At 58.0% G+C, this 13,390-nt stretch carries 14 protein-coding genes; 6 read left to right on the top strand and 8 right to left on the bottom strand.

Annotation, left to right across the window (positions count from 1 at the left end; genetic code table 11):
• Position 1 precedes the first annotated feature (1 nt).
• The 7 genes from I9185_RS13800 to mdh all read right to left on the bottom strand — a co-directional run bounded on the left by I9185_RS13800 (position 2) and on the right by mdh (position 8,470).
• A complete protein-coding gene (locus I9185_RS13800; RefSeq protein ID WP_210093334.1) occupies positions 2 to 2,959 on the bottom strand; it encodes a 2-oxoglutarate dehydrogenase E1 component in 2,958 nt (985 codons plus the stop codon).
• Positions 2,956 to 3,498: a DUF805 domain-containing protein gene (locus I9185_RS13795; protein ID WP_152456826.1), complete on the bottom strand. Its 543-nt coding sequence runs from the start codon at positions 3,496 to 3,498 to the stop codon at positions 2,956 to 2,958. Before I9185_RS13795 ends, I9185_RS13800 begins: the two co-directional genes overlap by 4 nt.
• On the bottom strand, positions 3,495 to 4,136 hold the full coding sequence (locus tag I9185_RS13790) for a hypothetical protein (protein WP_210093333.1): 642 nt from the start codon (positions 4,134 to 4,136) through the stop codon (positions 3,495 to 3,497). Before I9185_RS13790 ends, I9185_RS13795 begins: the two co-directional genes overlap by 4 nt.
• Before the next feature lie 48 nt (positions 4,137 to 4,184).
• Complete coding sequence (sucD, locus tag I9185_RS13785) at positions 4,185 to 5,066, bottom strand: succinate--CoA ligase subunit alpha (RefSeq protein ID WP_152456828.1); 882 nt, start codon at positions 5,064 to 5,066, stop codon at positions 4,185 to 4,187.
• A 13-nt stretch (positions 5,067 to 5,079) separates the two neighbouring features.
• Positions 5,080 to 5,907 (bottom strand): glycosyltransferase family 25 protein, encoded by an 828-nt coding sequence (locus I9185_RS13780; protein ID WP_171634943.1) that lies wholly within the window; start codon positions 5,905 to 5,907, stop codon positions 5,080 to 5,082.
• Positions 5,908 to 6,004: 97 nt separating this feature from the next.
• A complete protein-coding gene (gene sucC / locus I9185_RS13775) occupies positions 6,005 to 7,198 on the bottom strand; it encodes an ADP-forming succinate--CoA ligase subunit beta (protein WP_152456830.1) in 1,194 nt (397 codons plus the stop codon).
• A gap of 309 nt (positions 7,199 to 7,507) precedes the next feature.
• On the bottom strand, positions 7,508 to 8,470 hold the full coding sequence (gene mdh, locus I9185_RS13770; RefSeq protein WP_117870353.1) for a malate dehydrogenase: 963 nt from the start codon (positions 8,468 to 8,470) through the stop codon (positions 7,508 to 7,510).
• A 167-nt stretch (positions 8,471 to 8,637) separates the two neighbouring features.
• Between mdh and I9185_RS13765 the strand changes: the two genes are divergently transcribed.
• Positions 8,638 to 9,393 carry a sulfite exporter TauE/SafE family protein gene (locus tag I9185_RS13765; RefSeq protein ID WP_209834667.1) on the top strand — a complete coding sequence of 252 codons (756 nt, stop codon included), beginning with the start codon at positions 8,638 to 8,640 and terminating at the stop codon, positions 9,391 to 9,393.
• On the opposite strand, the gene I9185_RS13760 is transcribed toward I9185_RS13765, so the two are convergent.
• Complete coding sequence (locus I9185_RS13760; RefSeq protein ID WP_171724268.1) at positions 9,394 to 9,699, bottom strand: hypothetical protein; 306 nt, start codon at positions 9,697 to 9,699, stop codon at positions 9,394 to 9,396.
• Positions 9,700 to 9,869: 170 nt separating this feature from the next.
• On the opposite strand from I9185_RS13760, the gene I9185_RS13755 reads away from it, so the two are divergent.
• The 5 genes from I9185_RS13755 to I9185_RS13735 are packed head-to-tail and all read left to right on the top strand — an operon-like array spanning position 9,870 to position 13,252.
• Positions 9,870 to 10,727, top strand: coding sequence for a CoA ester lyase (locus I9185_RS13755; protein ID WP_152456833.1), 858 nt, complete (start codon positions 9,870 to 9,872; stop codon positions 10,725 to 10,727).
• 6 nt (positions 10,728 to 10,733) lie between these two features.
• Positions 10,734 to 11,288 carry an NnrU family protein gene (locus I9185_RS13750; RefSeq protein ID WP_171634936.1) on the top strand — a complete coding sequence of 185 codons (555 nt, stop codon included), beginning with the start codon at positions 10,734 to 10,736 and terminating at the stop codon, positions 11,286 to 11,288.
• A gap of 12 nt (positions 11,289 to 11,300) precedes the next feature.
• A complete protein-coding gene (locus tag I9185_RS13745) occupies positions 11,301 to 11,507 on the top strand; it encodes a DUF1737 domain-containing protein (protein WP_171634933.1) in 207 nt (68 codons plus the stop codon).
• A complete protein-coding gene (locus I9185_RS13740) occupies positions 11,507 to 12,535 on the top strand; it encodes a MaoC family dehydratase (RefSeq protein ID WP_171634931.1) in 1,029 nt (342 codons plus the stop codon). Before I9185_RS13745 ends, I9185_RS13740 begins: the two co-directional genes overlap by 1 nt.
• Before the next feature lie 54 nt (positions 12,536 to 12,589).
• Positions 12,590 to 13,252 carry a DUF1194 domain-containing protein gene (locus I9185_RS13735; RefSeq protein WP_210093332.1) on the top strand — a complete coding sequence of 221 codons (663 nt, stop codon included), beginning with the start codon at positions 12,590 to 12,592 and terminating at the stop codon, positions 13,250 to 13,252.
• Positions 13,253 to 13,390: the final 138 nt, after the last annotated feature.

Here is a 13,390-nt window from a genome sequence, read left to right as displayed (position 1 = left end):
CTTATTTTCCTTCGAGGCTCAGCGCTTCGTTAACCAGCGCTTCTTGTTGGGCTTTGTGTTGGCTGGCCAAGCCCGTCGCGGGCGAGGCCGAGGTTGCGCGACCGACATAAGCCGGACGGGTATGTTTCGCGCCGATCCGGGAAAGAACCCATTCGATATTGGGTTCAATAAAGGTCCACGCACCTTGGTTCTTCGGCTCTTCCTGACACCAGACCATTTCGGCATTCTTGAACCGTTCAAGCTCGTTGATCAGAGAATGCGCCGGGAAGGGATAGAACTGTTCGATCCGCATCAGATAAATGTCGTCGATGCCGCGAGCATCGCGTTCCTCGAGCAGGTCGAAATAGACTTTACCGGAACACATCACCACGCGTTTGATCTTGTCATCCGCCACCAGTTTGGTGTCGGAATTGCCCTTCTGGGCATCATCCCACAATACCCGGTGGAAGCTGGATCCGGTTGTGAAATCCTCGGCGGTGCTGACTGCCAGCTTGTGGCGCAGCAGTGATTTCGGAGTCACCAGGATCAGCGGCTTGCGGAATGTCCGGTGCAGTTGGCGGCGCAGGATGTGGAAATAGTTCGCAGGCGTCGTGCAGTTCGCCACGATCCAGTTGTCCTGACCGCACATTTGCAGGAACCGCTCCAGCCTTGCCGACGAATGTTCGGGGCCTTGCCCTTCGAACCCGTGCGGCAGCAGACAGACCAGGCCGGACATCCGCAGCCATTTCGATTCACCCGAACTGATGAATTGGTCGAACATGATCTGCGCGCCGTTGGCGAAGTCCCCGAACTGGGCTTCCCAAAGGACCAACGCATTTGGTTCGGCCAGCGAGTATCCGTATTCGAAGCCGAGCACTGCATATTCGGACAGCATCGAGTCGATCACTTCGTAATGCGACTGACCTGCGCGAATGTTGTTCAGCGGGTAATACCGTTCTTCGGTTTCCTGATGAACGAATCCGGAATGGCGTTGGCTGAAGGTGCCGCGCGTGGCGTCCTGCCCTGCAAGGCGTACCGGGTAGCCCTCGGTCAGCAGGGATCCGAAGGCCAGCGCCTCACCAGTGGCCCAGTCAAAGCCTTTACCGGTTTCAAACATCTGTTTCTTGTGCTCAAGCAGACGACCAACCGTCTTGTGCATGGCAAATCCGCTTGGTGCGCGGGTAAGGGCATCGCCGATTTCGGCCATGGTTTCCGGCGTGATCGCCGTCTCGCCGCGCATGTATTCGTCTTTGTTCTTGTCAAGATGCGACCAGCGCCCATCCAGCCAATCGGCCTTGTTGGGTTTATAGTCCTTACCGGCCTCGAATTCGTCGTTCAGATGAGCCTGGAAGGCCGCCTTCATATCCTCGATCTCACCCTCGGGGATCAGGCCATCCTTGACCAGGCGTTCCGTGTACAAAGACAGCGTGGTCTTATGCGTCTTGATCTTCTTGTACATGATCGGGTTGGTGAACATGGGCTCGTCGCCCTCGTTGTGACCAAACCGGCGATAACAGAAGATATCCAGAACCACGTCCTTGTGGAACTTCTGGCGGAACTCGGTCGCCACCTTGGCTGCATGAACAACTGCCTCGGGGTCATCCCCGTTAACGTGGAAGATCGGCGCCTCGACCATCAGCGCGATATCCGTCGGATAAGGGCTGGAGCGTGAAAAATGCGGCGCGGTGGTAAAGCCGATCTGGTTGTTCACCACGATATGCATTGTCCCACCGGTGCGATGCCCGCGCAGACCGCTCAGGCCAAAGCCTTCGGCCACGACGCCCTGACCGGCAAAGGCTGCATCGCCGTGCAGCAGAATGGCCATGACCTTGGTGCGGTCCGTGTCGCCCAACTGATCCTGCTTGGCGCGGACCTTGCCCAGAACCACAGGGTTCACCGCCTCAAGATGCGACGGGTTCGCCGTCAGCGACAGGTGCACGCTGTTGCCGTCGAACTCGCGATCGCTTGAAGCACCGAGGTGGTATTTCACGTCGCCCGAACCATCCACGTCTTCGGGTTTGAAACTGCCGCCCTGGAATTCGTTGAAAATGGCGCGGTACGGTTTGCCCATCACGTTGGCCAGAATGTTCAGGCGCCCCCGGTGCGGCATCCCGATGACGATGTCGCTGAGGCCAAGCGCACCACCGCGCTTGATGATCTGCTCCATCGCAGGGATCAGCGCTTCACCGCCGTCCAGACCAAAGCGTTTGGTGCCCATGTATTTGACGTGCAGGAATTTCTCAAAACCCTCGGCTTCGACCATCTTGTTCAGGATCGCCTTGCGGCCTTCCTTGGTGAACGCGATTTCCTTGCCATACCCTTCGATCCGCTCTTTCAGCCAAGCGGCTTCTTCGGGGTTCGAGATATGCATGTATTGCAGCGCAAAAGTACCACAATAGGTTCGCTTCACTATCTCGACGATCTGCCGCATCGAGGCGACCTGAAGTCCCAGAACGTTGTCGATAAAGATCGGTCTATCCATATCGGCATCGGTGAAGCCGTAGGTTTTGGGGTCCAGTTCCGGATGATTGCTGGCCGCGCGCATGCCAAGGGGGTCAAGGTTGGCGGCCAGATGGCCCCGGATCCGATAGGCCCGGATCAGCATAAGCGCCCGCAGACTGTCCAGCACCGCGCGTTTGATCTGGTCATCGCTGACTTCGACACCTTTGTCGGCGGCCTTTTCCTTGATCTTCTTGCCTGCGGCCTTGGCGTCAATCTCGGCCCACTCGCCGGTCAACGCACCGGTCAGATCATCCGCTGGCATGGGCGGCCAGTCCGTGCGCGCCCACGAAGGCCCTTCGGCCTCACGCTGCACATCAGGCGCGGCGTCACCCATGGCCTTGAAGAACTCGACCCAGGCAGCGTCTACCGCACCGGGGTTCTTGGTGTACTGCGCATAAAGCTGTTCCAGATATTCGGCATTATGCCCCTGCATGAAGCTTGAGGCATGAAAGGCAGTATTGGGCGAGTGTTCGGTCATTGGGCTACCTCATGTGGGTTGGGACCGTATTGATTGGTGCCTGGTTGACTGGGGCGGGTCAGCCACCACAGCACCAGGAGGGGCGACACCACCAGAACGATAAGTGTCGGGATGACGATCAGCAATGTTGCGCGGGTAAACAAAATGTCGAGCGTTCCGCCATGCTGAAAACTCGAGGCGATCCCGATACCAAAGATCAGGACGGCAAAGGCCCCAAGGATCAGCAGGATCGGCAGCAGAGCGTACAGCCCACTGCGCCCGGTATCGTGCATCCGCCTCCACGCAACGGCCAGATGCGGGAAGAAGACGATCAGGCCGACGATGCTCTGCACCGGAGCCGAGGACGTTGCGGTGACAGATTTCACCTCATCGCTTTCGGTGATCGCGACCTGAGTGAAGAACTGCCAGTCGATGATCCCGGCGATGATGTTCCAGATCACGATGAACAGGAAAAAGAACCAGTACTCGGGCCGCGAGGCACGCCCCGAAAAGGTGAAGAACTTGGAGAAACAGGTGCGGATAGCGTCGGAGAAGGTCATTCTGAATTCCCCGATTGTTTTGAGGTAAATGTTGAATAAACCGAGGAAACATCAATTTCAGTTTCTGAAACAGCTGAAATGCGCTCTTTGTTCAAGATTGCTCCGTTCAGAATCCGTTTGAATCCGTTGTGTTCGGCAGATTGACCACGAAGATGGTAAACTGGAGGGAGCGTATGAGGATCTTGACCCGACACGCCGAGCAACCGTTCAAAAGTAACAGGAGAGTCTTCCTCTTTGAATGCAAGAACACAGCTTATCTGGCCGTAGGTCTCATGCTCCAAGCTGTCGATCCGCAAAACGCTGCCGGTTTTTTTTAGAACGAACCAACGGTCTTTTTTTTGTGAACCATCGACAATCTTTAAATTTCGCGCACCTCTTGCATTTTTGAGAGCCAACTCCCAAGTGGCGGCAATTCGGGCGTCCGCATAGTCGCTAAAACCAAGATGGTTGACGAGATATGTCGCTGCGTATGATCGAATCGCACGATCATCAAGCTCCTTAGGCACGTTAGGCGTCCAGCCGATCTGGATTAAACTATCGGTCAAAGCAGCTAGGTCGGTCGTCGACTGGCAAGCGGCAACGGTTTCAGATGCGACGTCCTTGTTTTTGGCAATTGCGCAGACGGGCGTGGCTGCCACAAGGGCAGCCACTAGGCCATACAGTAGTTTACGGCCTCGTCTCACAGCTTACCCAATCGCTTCCAGCACAGCCTCACCCAGCTGCGCCGGGCTTTCGGCAACGACGATACCGGCACTGCGCATGGCTTCGATCTTGTCCTCGGCGCCGCCTTTGCCACCGGCGACAATCGCGCCCGCGTGGCCCATGCGGCGGCCCGGAGGGGCTGTGCGGCCTGCGATGAAACCGGCGGTCGGCTTTTTGCGGCCCTTCTTGGCCTCATCCGCCAGGAACTGCGCGGCTTCTTCTTCGGCCGAGCCACCGATCTCACCGATCATGATGATCGACTCGGTCTCGTCATCGGCCAGGAACCATTCCAGCACGTCGATATGCTCAGTCCCTTTGATCGGGTCGCCGCCGATGCCCACACAGGTGGACTGGCCCAGACCCACATCGGTGGTTTGCTTGACGGCCTCATAGGTCAGGGTGCCGGAACGCGACACAACACCGACCGAGCCGCGCTTGTGGATATGGCCGGGCATGATGCCGATCTTGCAGGCGTCGGGCGTGATGACACCGGGGCAGTTCGGGCCGATCAGGCGGGATTTGCTGCCTTCCAGCGCGCGCTTCACCTTCATCATGTCCAGCACCGGGATGCCTTCGGTGATGCAGACGATCACCTCCATCTCGGCATCAATCGCTTCGAGGATCGAATCCGCAGCAAACGGCGGCGGCACATAGATCACGCTGGCATTGGCTTCGGTCACGTGCTTGGCCTCGTGGACCGAGTTGAACACGGGCAGGCCCAGATGCTCCATCCCGCCTTTGCCGGGGGTGACGCCGCCGACCATCTTGGTGCCATAGGCAATGGCCTGTTCGCTGTGGAATGTACCCTGCGAGCCGGTAAAGCCCTGACAGATCACTTTGGTGTTTTCGTCGATGAGGACTGCCATTTTGTCCCTTTCTCTAGGCGGTGTTGGATTGATTGGGTTCAGTCGCCGGCAGAACCTGCGGCGCATAGGTAATTTTCTCGAGCGTGGCACGTCCCAGGGCCAGGTTGGCCGTGGTACGCAGGCCGCTGCTGATTTCAGCGATGCCACGCCTTACTTTTTGCCGGATCAGAGGCCAGCCTGTTGGCCGCGCGCGCGGTGCACCCATATTGTATTCGCCGGGCGCTTCGTTGCCCTGTTCGACCATGGCCGGGATCACCTGATAGATGTTGATCTGACGCGCCGCCGGCGAGGCGGACGGGTTGAACAACAAACCATCCAGCGTGATGTCAAAGGGTTTCTGGGCCAGAAAGTGCCGGGCCGCTTCGCGTGTCAGCGCATAAGCTGCACCACCGGGATGGCGCGAGCGCATCAGGCGCAGTTCCCGCCCCAAATGGGACAACCGCTTGCGTCCAAGTGCCACGTAAAGCTTCGTGCTGCGCCAGCGTTCGAACCGGACGATATCGGCATCTGCGGGCCACCATGACGCATCATTCAACCAGTCGGCCAATTCCGGTGTCAGAAACACATCATCTTCGAGGATCAAGGCCTGTTCCGCGCCCGAGGCGATCAGCGCCTCCCATGCTTTGGCATGGCTGAGGGTGCAAGCCATGTCCTTGGTATGGAAATAGCCCCACGGCCCCTCGGCCTTGCATTCGCGCAGGAAATCCTCACGGGTGGCGGCATCGCAGTCAACAGCGTTGACGCGCGTCGCCGACAGGCCTGCCTTTTGCAGCTCCTGCTCCATCAAACGCGCCCGCCCTGTGGCGCGTTCCAAGCCTATGAGGAAGATTGGGATGGTCATCAGATCGATTGCTTCTTTCAGCCTTGCGCGGCAATGTTTTTCAGCTTGGTTTTAACCGCGATGGGGCGGGCCCGAGGCCAGCCCCACTTGAACAAGCTTAACCCTTAACCGCCTTCACGATCTTTTCGGCGCCGTCCTTCAGGTTGTCCGCCGCGATCACGTCCAGGCCAGAGGTGTTGATGATCTCTTTGCCCTTCTCGACATTCGTACCTTCCAGACGCACAACCAGGGGAACCTTCAGGCCGACCTCTTTCACCGCGGCGACAACGCCCTCGGCGATCACGTCACAGCGCATGATGCCGCCGAAGATGTTGACCAGAATGCCTTTGACCTGCGGGTCCGAGGTGATGATCTTGAACGCCTCGGTGACCTTCTCTTTGGTGGCGCCGCCACCCACGTCGAGGAAGTTGGCAGGCTCAGCCCCGTACAGCTTGATGATGTCCATCGTCGCCATCGCCAGACCGGCACCGTTGACCATGCAGCCGATCTCACCATCCAGTGCGATGTAGTTCAGGTCGTACTTGGAGGCTTCCAGTTCCTTGGGGTCTTCCTCGGTCGTGTCGCGCAGTTCGGCGATGTCCGGGTGGCGGTAGACCGCGTTGCCGTCAAAGCCGACCTTGGCGTCCAGCACCTTGAGATCGCCGCTGTCGGAAACGATCAGCGGGTTGATTTCCAGCATCTCCATGTCCTTCTCGACGAAGGCTTGATAGAGCTGACCCATCAGTTTGACGCATTGCTTGACTTGCGGGCCTTCCAGACCCAGCGAGAAGGCGATGCGGCGACCGTGATACGGCATGTAACCGGTGGCCGGATCGACCGAGAAGGACAGGATTTTCTCGGGCGTCGCTGCGGCCACTTCTTCGATGTCCATGCCGCCCTCGGTCGAACAGACGAAGGAAATGCGGCTGGTCTGGCGGTCCACCAGCAGGGCCAGGTACAGTTCACGCTCGATGCCCGAGCCTGCTTCGATATAGATGCGGTTGACCTGCTTGCCTGCCGGACCGGTCTGATGCGTGACCAGTGTACGGCCCAGCATCTTTTTGGCTTCTTCAGCGGCTTCTTCAACCGATTTGGTCAGACGAACACCGCCTTTTTCACCGGCGTCGGCCTCTTTGAACGAACCCTTGCCGCGACCACCTGCGTGGATCTGTGCTTTGACAACCCAAAGCGGGCCGTCCAGCTCACCTGCTGCGGTTTTGGCTTCTTCGGCGCGCAACACGGCGCGACCATCGGACACCGGTGCGCCATAGCTGCGAAGGAGGGCTTTGGCCTGATATTCGTGAATGTTCATCGAAACTGTCCCGTCTGACTGCGTTTAATCGTTATAGGGGTGTCTAGCGGGCAAGTTTAAAGGGTTTTTTGATGCTCGATGGGTTTTTAGCGAAGATTTTCAACATTTGTGATCACGGGTTTTTAGGGTGTGATCACAAAATTTCTGATGCGGCAAAACGATTCGAAAAAACTGCGCCGCGTCAGAAAATCACATTCGAAAAAAGGGATTTGCGGCGTTTGCGCCAACATTTGCGACCGGGACATGCGCGGACCAAAAGAAAACCGGCCCTGAAACGGGCCGGTCTGTTATTCGGACTTCAGAGCTGTTTTACGCCAGCGAGCTGTCGATGCCCTTGCACGCGTCGATCAGACCCTTCACGGCGTTCACCGAGTTGTCGAACCCTGCCTGCTCGTCTTCGTTCAGCTTGATGTCAACGATACGCTCGACGCCGCCTGCGCCGATCACGGTCGGAACACCGACATAGAGCCCGTCTACACCCAGTTCGCCGTTGCAGTAGGCCGCGCATGGCAGAACGCGCTTCTGGTCTTTCAGATAGGCTTCGGCCATTTCGATCGCCGACGTTGCAGGCGCGTAGTAGGCCGAACCGGTTTTCAGCAGGCCAACGATTTCGGCGCCGCCGTCACGGGTGCGCTGCACGATGGCGTCCAGTTTCTCTTGCGTGGTCCAGCCCATCTCGACCAGATCAGGCAGCGGAATACCGGCAACGGTCGAGTAACGGACCGACGGCACCATGGTATCGCCGTGGCCGCCCAAAACGAAGGCGGTGACGTCGCGCATCGAGACGTTGAACTCTTCCGACAGGAAATGTGCAAAGCGCGCCGAGTCAAGCACCCCTGCCATGCCGCAGACCTTGTTGTGCGGCAGGCCCGAGAATTCGCGCAAAGCCCAGACCATCGCGTCCAGCGGGTTGGTGATGCAGATCACGAACGCATCGGGTGCGTGGGCTGCGATGCCTTCACCGACCGACTTCATGACTTTCAGGTTGATGCCCAGCAGATCATCGCGGCTCATGCCCGGTTTGCGGGCCACGCCTGCGGTCACGATGCACACATCCGCGCCAGCGATATCGGCATAGTCGCTGGTGCCTTTCATCGAGGCGTCGAACCCTTCCGAAGGGCCGGATTCAGCGATGTCGAGCGCCTTGCCCTGAGGCAGCCCGTCTGCGATGTCAAACAGGACAACGTCACCCAGTTCTTTGACAGCTGCGAGATGTGCGAGCGTGCCACCGATGTTCCCCGCGCCGATCAGCGCAATCTTGGGTCTGGCCATTTGGAATTTCTCCATATCCGGTCGGTATTGAAATCGCGGTCGTGCTAGTCGTTAAAACGTCAATAGGCAAGAGTTCTGCGACGTGGCATACAACCGCATACTGTTTGCAGGCCCCGCTTTGATTGCGCTAAACGGCCTTTGAGACAAGCCAAAACCGGGACTGTCACATGTTCGAATTGAACTTGATGTTTTTTGCCGTGGCGATCCCTGCCGTGATCTTTGCCGGTATTTCAAAGGGCGGTTTCGGTTCCGGCGTGGCATTTGCCTCGTCGTCGATTCTGGCCTTGATCCTGACGCCCGGGCAGGCTTTGGCCTTGATGCTGCCAATCTTGATGGTGATCGACGTGGCCACGTTGGGTCCCTATTGGAGGCGGTGGAGCTGGCCGGATTCCCGTCTGCTGATCCTTGGCGCGCTGCCCGGTGTGGCGGTGGGTGCGTGGCTTTACCGTGCAACGGATGATGATCTGTTGCGTCTGCTGATCGGTGGCATCTCGGTCGGGTTCGTAATCTGGCACATCGCGCAGTCGAAAGGGTGGGTGCGCGGGTTTGCCAGGCGATTGCCGCCGTCTTCCGGTTTGTTTGCCGGGCTGGTCGCGGGTTTCACAAGTTTCGTCAGCCATGCCGGCGGTCCTCCGGCAGCGGTCTATCTTTTGTCGCAACGCCTGACGAAAACCGAATTTCAAGCCAGTACGGTACTGGTTTTCTGGGTGATCAATATCGCGAAATTCATACCCTATGCGTATCTGGGTATGTTCACATGGCAGACGTTATGGGCGGATTTGCTGCTGACACCCTTTGCGATCCTGGGGGCATGGCTGGGCGTCCGGGCACATTTCATGTTGTCCGAACGCCTGTTCTTCGGGCTTGCCTATGTGCTGTTGACGCTCACCGGCAGCAAGCTGATCTGGGACGCGCTTACCTGATCAGGCATTGGGTGGCAGCGCCTCGACCACCTCTTCAAAAGCCTGACCCGAAGCCACAAAGCAGGTTATCCCGTTTGGCAAAGTCACCGTGATCGTCCAACTGCCGGTTTCGTCCGAGGCAAAAAGCTCCATGACGGCGCCTTTCCGGGCCAGTCCCAAACCCCTGCGCGTTTCGCCATAGGCCTCGTGCAACCGTTCCAGCACAGCCTCTCTGGGCGCACAGTTTTGACCCTGAGCGTGCACATGTTGCGCGGCCAGGACCATGATCCCAAGCCCCATCGTCATCTTGAACACCGTCTTTTGCATGCCGCACCCTTTTTGATTCCAACTGCCGATCAGGGTGCGTGGCAAGGGACGAAATCCGGTTAAGGGAACGCACGTTGCGTCGGGTTTGCTGCGGTGCGGCGATTTTGTGCTTGAACTTTCCTGCAAAAAATGTCCCATTCCGCGCAACTTTATTTCAATGGGAGTGGTCCATGGATCCTCGTCTGCGCCCCTATCGTTCGGTTCTCTACATTCCTGGTTCGAGGGACCGGGCCCTGGACAAGGCCCGATCTTTGCCTGTGGATGCGATCATCTTCGACCTGGAAGATGCAGTTGCAGCGGACGAAAAAGAAAACGCTCGCGAAACGCTGAAAGGGGCCTTGGCCGCTGGGGGCTATGGTGCGCGGGTCAAGATCGTCCGGATCAATGGGCTGGACACCGAATGGGGGCGTGCCGATGCCGAGGCGGTGCGCGACATGGATGCCGATGTAGTCCTGTTGCCCAAGGTGAATTCGGCGGCTGACGTGGATGCTCTGGCGGCGATCACCGGAGAATTGCCGATTTGGGCCATGATGGAAACGCCGCGCGGAATGCTGAACGCTGCCGAGATCGCCGCGCATCCGCTGATGGCCGGATTCGTGATGGGCACAAACGATCTGGCCAAAGAGCTGCAAACCCGCTTTCGCCCCGATCGCCTGCCGATGATGACTTCGCTGGGTCTGTGCCTGTTGGCCGCCAAGGCCGAAGGGCTGATCATCATTGATGGCGTTTACAACGCTTTCAAGGATGCCGAGGGTCTGGCCGCCGAGTGTGCGCAGGGCCGCGACATGGGCTTTGATGGCAAAACACTGATCCATCCGGCCCAGGTCGATGTGGCCAACACGGCCTTCGCACCATCGGATGACGAGATCGATCTGGCCCGCCGCCAAATTTCGGCATTCGAAGAGACCGAAGCGCAAGGGCAGGGTGTTGCCGTCGTGGATGGCAAGATCGTTGAAAACCTGCACGTTGCAACGGCCCGTGAAATTCTGGCAAAAGCAGAGGCGATTTCAGCTTTGCAAGCGGGGTAAGCCAGCATGGGCTTTGTTCTTCTGATCTTGGGCGTGGCACTGTGGTGGGCCGCGCATCTGTTCAAACGTGTGGCGCCTGAACGCCGTGCCGCGATGGGCGACGGGGGCAAGGGTGCAGTAGCCCTGGCGCTGGTAGCGTCGATCCTGCTGATGGTGTTCGGCTATCGCATGACCGACTTCATTTATGTCTGGGCGCCGCCGACCTTCCTGATTCACGTCAATAATCTGTTGGTTCTGATCGCGATCTTCATGATGAGCCCCGCGGGCACCAAAGGCCGGGTGCTGAACAAGTTTCGCCATCCGATGCTGGGTGGTTTCAAGCTGTGGGCCTTTGCGCATTTGCTGGTGAACGGAGATCTGGCCTCGATCATCCTGTTCGGCGGTCTTCTGGCATGGGCCGTGGTCGAAGTTGTTGTGATCAACAAGACCGAACCCGACTGGACGCCCAGTGAGCCGGGAACCTATGGCAAGGATGCCATGTTCTTTGTGGCGTCGATCGTGCTGCTGGGGATTATCGGATATATCCACGGCCTGGTCGGTCCGTCTCCGTTTGGCTCATGAGGACCTGACCCCATGGCGAAACTCTATCGTTTGTTGACCGAAGAAGACACGTCAGCCTTCTGCCACAAAGTGTCAGATGCGCTGGCGAAGGGATGGGAGCTGTACGGCGACCCGTCCTATGCCTTTGACTCAGCTAACAATGTAATGCGGTGTGCGCAGGCTGTGACCAAAGAGGTCGACGCCGACTATTCCCCCGACATGAAACTGGGACAGCAGTAATGGTAAAAACAAATCCGGGCCGATTCTTCGAGGATTATTCTGTAGGGCAGGTGTTGCATCACGCCGTGCCGCGCACAGTGACCGAGGGCGAACGCGGTTTGTATCACGCGCTTTATCCCGCGCGTCACGCGCTGTATTCTTCGGACGAATTTGCCCGGGATTGCGGTTTGCCGGAAAGTCCGCTTGATGATCTGGCGGCGTTTCATCTGGTGTTCGGCAAAACGGTTCCGGATGTCTCGTTGAACGCGGTTGCCAATCTTGGCTATGGTGAAGGCCGCTGGCTGAAACCCGTCTATGCCGGTGATACCCTGCGATCTGTGTCCGAGGTGATTGGCGTCAAACAGAATTCCAACGGGAAAACAGGTGTCGTCTGGGTCCGCACCCGTGGATTGAACCAATTGGACGAAGTCGTCATCGAATATGTCCGTTGGGTGATGGTGCGCAAGGCAGACGTGAATGCACCAGCGCCCGAAACGGTTGTTCCCGAATTGAAGAAGGCCTTGACGCCCCAGGATCTGATCGTGCCCGAAGGTCTGGATTTCTCGAATTACGATTTCGCTTTGGCCGGTGAAGCGCATCGTTGGGGCGATTATGAAATCGGAGAGAAAATCGACCACGTGGACGGCGTCACCGTGGAAGAGGCCGAACACATGCTGGCCACGCGATTGTGGCAGAACACCGCCAAGGTGCATTTCGACCTGACGTTCCGCCCGGAAGGCAGGTTGATCTATGGCGGGCACGTGATCTCGATGGCGCGGACATTGTCGTTCAATGGGCTTGCGAACGCGCAGATGATTGTCGGCCTGAATGGCGGCGCGCATGCCAACCCATGCTTCGCGGGCGACACGATCAAGGCCTGGTCCGAAGTTCTGGATAAGGCGGAAACCGGTGTTCCCGGCGTGGGTGCGATCCGCCTGCGTCTGGTGGCGACAAAGGGTGGTGATCCGTTCGTGTTGAAGAATGACGAGGGCCGGTATTTGCCGGATGTGCTTCTGGATCTCGATTATTGGGCGCTCATGCCGCAATAGGCCTGCTGACGGTAATGTGAGCCATTTGCGTGCAAGCCGTGTTAGGCTTGCACCATGCATATTCTGCGCGCGATATTGACCAGCGTTTGTCTGGCGCCGGCGGCTCAGGCCTGCGATCTGGCGCTGGCCCTGGCGGTTGATGTTTCCGGCTCGGTCGACGCCAGCGAGTTTCGTATCCAGATGGACGGGTTGGCCGCTGGTCTGCGCGACCCGATCGTGTCCGAGGCATTGGTTCGTGGTCAGGCTCAGTTGATGCTGGTGCAATGGACCGGGTCGTCGCGCCAGCAGGTCACGATCCCCTGGGCTCGAGTCGACAGTTTCGCGGCGCTGGATCGTTTTGCCGATCAGGTTGCCGAAGATCCACGCATCTGGCGGAACTTCTCGACCGCGATTGGCGAGGCGCTGCACACGACGCTGGACGCGTTTGAGTCCGTATCCGATTGCAAGCGGAGACTGATCGATCTGTCTGGGGACGGCGTATCCAATGAAGGCGTCGAACCGACGCAAGTTCACGCGGCTTTGCGGGACCGAGGCATTGTCGTCAATGCGTTGGCCATCGAAGAAAGTGAACCGGACCTGACGGCCTATTTCTTTGAGAATGTCATCGTGGGCGAAGGCGCTTTTGTCGTTTCGGCCTCGGGCTTCGCGGACTACCCGGAGCGAATTCGCAAGAAACTGCTGCGCGAAGTGACGCAGCAAACAGCGGGCCTGAAATGACAGTCAGGAGATTCGTGATCACATGCCTTTGGTCTTGAAATCGCTAACATTGATGAAGGGGAATGTTAAATGTGATCACGACAATATTTTGTGTGATCACATACTTGAATAATCCGTCAAATTGCGCCGAATTTAGTG

It is taken from the genome of Ruegeria sp. HKCCSP346 (assembly GCF_017872595.1).
Lineage (GTDB): Bacteria > Pseudomonadota > Alphaproteobacteria > Rhodobacterales > Rhodobacteraceae > Ruegeria.
This window is presented reverse-complemented; position numbering and strand designations above follow the sequence as displayed.

What these genes read in the sequence shown, in the direction of transcription:
- I9185_RS13760 (WP_171724268.1), bottom strand. Translation starts at nt 9,699, where the DNA reads ATGCAAAAGACGGTGTTCAAGATGACGATGGGGCTTGGGATCATGGTC.
- I9185_RS13735 (WP_210093332.1), top strand. Translation starts at nt 12,590, where the DNA reads ATGCATATTCTGCGCGCGATATTGACCAGCGTTTGTCTGGCGCCGGCG.
- I9185_RS13795 (WP_152456826.1), bottom strand. Translation starts at nt 3,498, where the DNA reads ATGACCTTCTCCGACGCTATCCGCACCTGTTTCTCCAAGTTCTTCACC.
- I9185_RS13740 (WP_171634931.1), top strand. Translation starts at nt 11,507, where the DNA reads ATGGTAAAAACAAATCCGGGCCGATTCTTCGAGGATTATTCTGTAGGG.
- I9185_RS13745 (WP_171634933.1), top strand. Translation starts at nt 11,301, where the DNA reads ATGGCGAAACTCTATCGTTTGTTGACCGAAGAAGACACGTCAGCCTTC.
- sucD (WP_152456828.1), bottom strand. Translation starts at nt 5,066, where the DNA reads ATGGCAGTCCTCATCGACGAAAACACCAAAGTGATCTGTCAGGGCTTT.
- I9185_RS13750 (WP_171634936.1), top strand. Translation starts at nt 10,734, where the DNA reads ATGGGCTTTGTTCTTCTGATCTTGGGCGTGGCACTGTGGTGGGCCGCG.
- I9185_RS13800 (WP_210093334.1), bottom strand. Translation starts at nt 2,959, where the DNA reads ATGACCGAACACTCGCCCAATACTGCCTTTCATGCCTCAAGCTTCATG.
- I9185_RS13780 (WP_171634943.1), bottom strand. Translation starts at nt 5,907, where the DNA reads ATGACCATCCCAATCTTCCTCATAGGCTTGGAACGCGCCACAGGGCGG.
- I9185_RS13765 (WP_209834667.1), top strand. Translation starts at nt 8,638, where the DNA reads ATGTTCGAATTGAACTTGATGTTTTTTGCCGTGGCGATCCCTGCCGTG.
- sucC (WP_152456830.1), bottom strand. Translation starts at nt 7,198, where the DNA reads ATGAACATTCACGAATATCAGGCCAAAGCCCTCCTTCGCAGCTATGGC.
- mdh (WP_117870353.1), bottom strand. Translation starts at nt 8,470, where the DNA reads ATGGCCAGACCCAAGATTGCGCTGATCGGCGCGGGGAACATCGGTGGC.
- I9185_RS13755 (WP_152456833.1), top strand. Translation starts at nt 9,870, where the DNA reads ATGGATCCTCGTCTGCGCCCCTATCGTTCGGTTCTCTACATTCCTGGT.